This window comes from Micromonospora sp. WMMD736, from assembly GCF_049179015.1.
In the GTDB taxonomy this organism is placed as follows: Bacteria; Actinomycetota; Actinomycetes; order Mycobacteriales; family Micromonosporaceae; genus Micromonospora.
Genome location: NZ_JBMHMI010000159.1, coordinates 1 through 3318, shown reverse-complemented (window position 1 = coordinate 3318; position 3318 = coordinate 1). Strand labels below are relative to the sequence as shown.

Genomic DNA, 3318 nt, shown 5'->3' with positions numbered 1-3318 from the left:
CGGTGTTGGCCGTGGTGGGTGAGGTCGACGACATCGGGCAGCCCGCCTCCGTGCGCGGGGTCAAACGCGCCGCGCCCGACGCCGACGTGTACGAGTTCCTCATCCGGGCAGGACATTTCGGCCTGGTCGTCGGATCGAAGGCGGCCACCCAGACCTGGCCGGCGGTGGCCGGCTGGGTCAACTGGCTCGATGGTGGCGGTGAGCTACCCGACAACATCAACCCGATGGCGATGCCACTCGCCGAATCCACCCAGAGCGGCGTTTCCCTCAGCTCGCGGGTGGCGCACACCGCCACGGCGGCCACCGAGGTTGCTTTCAATCTGGCGCGCTCGGCGGCCGATGCGCTGGTCGCAGCCAACAAGTCGGCCCGCACGCTGGCTATTGAAACCGCCCGCACCCTGCCGCGGTTGGCCCGCCTCGGTCAGATCAACGATCACACCCGCATCTCGCTGGGCCGGATCATGTCCGAGCAGGCCGGCGGCGCACCAGACGGGGACTGCCTGCTGTTCGACGGGCGGGTCCACACCTACGAAGCGGTTGACCGACGGATCAACAACGTGGTGCGCGGACTCATTTTCGTGGGAGTGCGCCAGGGCGCCCGCGTCGGGGTGCTGATGGAGACCCGTCCCAGCGCGCTGGTCGCGATCGCCGCGCTGTCGCGACTCGGTGCGGTGGCGGTGCTGATGCCACCCGACGGTGATCTGGCGACCGCGGCCAGGCTCGGCGCAGTGACCGAGATCATCGCCGATCCCAGCAATCTGGCGGCCGCCCGGGCCCTCGAAACCCGGGTGCTGGTGCTCGGCGGCGGGGAGTCCCGTGACCTACAACTGCCCAGCGACACCGATGCCGCCCACGTGATCGACATGGAGCAGATCGACCCGGACCAGGTCGAGTTGCCGGGCTGGTACCGGCCCAACCCAGGCCTCGCGCGGGACGTGGCGTTCGTCGCGTTCAGCCTGTCCGGTGAACAGCTGGTCGCGCGGCAGATCACCAACTTCCGGTGGGCGCTGTCGGCGTTCGGCACCGCATCGGCGGCGAACCTGGGACGCGGCGACACGGTGTACTGCCTGACGCCGCTGCACCACCAGTCCGGACTGCTGGTCAGCCTCGGCGGCGCGGTCGTCGGCGGTGCACGCATCGCGCTATCCCGGGGCCTGCAACCCGATCGCTTCGTCCAGGAGATCCGCCAGTACGGGGTGACGGTGGTCTCCTATACCTGGGCGATGCTGCGCGAGATCATCGACGATCCCTCGTTCTCGCTTACCGGCAGCCACCCGGTGCGGTTGTTCATCGGCTCCGGCATGCCGACCGGTTTGTGGAAACGCGTCGTCGAGGTGTTCGAGCCGGCCCATGTGGTGGAGTTCTTTGCGACCACCGACGGTCAAGCAGTGCTGGCCAACGTCTCTGGTGCGAAGGCCGGCAGCAAGGGCCGGCCGCTGCCCGGGGGTGGTGAGGTCGAACTGGCTGCCTACGACCCCGACGACGATCTGATCCTCGAAGACGACCGCGGGTTCGTGCGCAAGGCGCGAGACAACGAGGTGGGCGTGCTGTTGGCCCACCCGCGCGGCCCGGTCGATCCGACAGCCTCGGTCAAGCGGGGTGTGTTCGCCCCCGCCGACACCTGGGTGTCGACGGAGTTCCTGTTCCGCCGCGACGAAGACGGCGACTTTTGGCTGGTAGACAACCGCGACGCGGTGATCCGCACACCCCGCGGCCCGGTGTACACATCGGCGGTCAATGACGCGGCCGGCCGACTCGGTGGAGTCGACCTAGCCGTGACGTACGGCGTGGAGTCGGCCGGTGGTCTGCTCGCGATCACCGCCCTGAAGTTGCGCCCGGGCGGCAGCGTTCCCACCGCGGACCTGTCCGAGGCGCTGGCCGGGCTGGCCGTCGGCGTGCCACCCGACATCGTGCACATCGTGCCGAAGATGATCCTGAGTGCGACGTACCGGCCACTGGTCAGACCGCTGCGCGAGGCCGGCCTGCCCAAACCGTCGCGGCGAAGCTCCTGGTACCGCGACGTCGAGGCGGGGGCCTACAAGCACCTGACGACGGCCGTGCACTCCGAATTCGAAGGTCACGCGCAACAGTGACCCGTAACGATCAGCCGATGCCGGACGACTCCCAGACTGTTAGGCTCCCGCTGGCGGCAGCTTGCCGTCGGCTCGGGCTGAGTCGGCCACGCGCTGGAGGATTCATGACATCGCACACCGGTAGGACACGCCAGGACTGGCGGCGGGGCATAACCGGCGCCTTCGCGAGCAGCGCTTTGGCGGCTGGACTGCTGTTGGGTTCCGGGCCGGTTGTGCACGCCGCTCCGGGCGATGACACCGACACAACCGCTGACGGCGCCGAGAACGAGGCCAAACCGGCGATGACCGCCGATCAGGCGCTGGCGATCATCGCCGAGGACTACGACACCGGCGCTGGTGGTGGTCAGCTGTCCAAGCTGATTCGCGAGGTACTGGTGATGCGAGCGCAGGGCTACCGCCCGTCGAACTCGAACCGAGCGGCCATCGAGAAGGCACTGGACTACCGTCCCAACCAGAAACCCCTGATCGAGGCGCTGCAGGACACCTTGATGTATCAGCGCAAGACGATGGCCCAGGCGTCGAATGCCGGCGCGTCGTCGGGGGGCTTCACCATGGGCATCAACCAGGCGCCACCCGGAATACCCAACAACGGCAACAACACCGGCGTCTTCATTGCCCCGGGCGGGACGCAGGGCCAACAGCCGATCGGCCCGTAGCCAGCCGTGGCTATCGACCAAAAACTGCTCGACATCCTGGTCTGCCCGCAAGACCGCGGACCATTGCTGCTGGCCGACGAGGTCCTCTACAACCCCAGGTTGCGCAGCGCCTACCGCATCTCCGACGGCATCCCGGTGTTGCTGGTCGACGAGGCTGTGACCATCACCGATGACGCCGAGCACCAACGGCTGCTAGCCGCCGGGTCGACTGAGTCCAGGTAGCTCGCCGGTCAAATAGCGCTGCAGGTTCGGCGCGATGATCTCGGCCACCTGTTCGGCCGGCAGGGACCGGAACGGCTCGAGTACGAGGATGTATCGAGCCATCACCACTCCGACGAGCTGGGATGCGACGAACTGCACCCGGATCGGTCCCGAGCCGCGCGGTTCGTCGACGCGGGAGCCGACCTCGACGGTGATGACCTCCTGGAAGAACGACCGGACCAGGCTGACGTCGGCGCCCGACAGCAGCGAGCGCAACGTTGCGATGAAGCCCTTGCCCAGTTCGGAATCCCACAACGGCAGCAGTAACGACGGCAGTACGTAACCGATCTGGTCGACCGGCGTCTCCC

3 protein-coding genes and 1 pseudogene are annotated in these 3318 nt (G+C 67.9%); 3 read left to right on the top strand and 1 reads right to left on the bottom strand.

Translation table 11 applies throughout. The features are described 5' to 3' along the window. From ACN269_RS35060 to ACN269_RS35050, 3 genes are all read left to right on the top strand, one after another. Positions 1–2093, top strand: a 2093-nt coding sequence (locus ACN269_RS35060; RefSeq protein WP_421477688.1) for an AMP-binding protein, incomplete at its 5' end; no start/stop codon positions are given. A 104-nt stretch (positions 2094–2197) separates the two neighbouring features. Further along, on the top strand, positions 2198–2749 hold the full coding sequence (locus ACN269_RS35055; protein ID WP_421477686.1) for a hypothetical protein: 552 nt from the start codon (positions 2198–2200) through the stop codon (positions 2747–2749). Positions 2750–2755: 6 nt separating this feature from the next. Further along, positions 2756–2971 (top strand): Trm112 family protein, encoded by a 216-nt coding sequence (locus tag ACN269_RS35050; RefSeq protein ID WP_421477684.1) that lies wholly within the window; start codon positions 2756–2758, stop codon positions 2969–2971. Here ACN269_RS35050 and ACN269_RS35045 read toward each other — a convergent pair. Beyond that, positions 2942–3318, bottom strand: a pseudogene (locus ACN269_RS35045) (TetR/AcrR family transcriptional regulator); the annotation flags it as partial. The gene ACN269_RS35050 and the pseudogene ACN269_RS35045 overlap by 30 nt on opposite strands.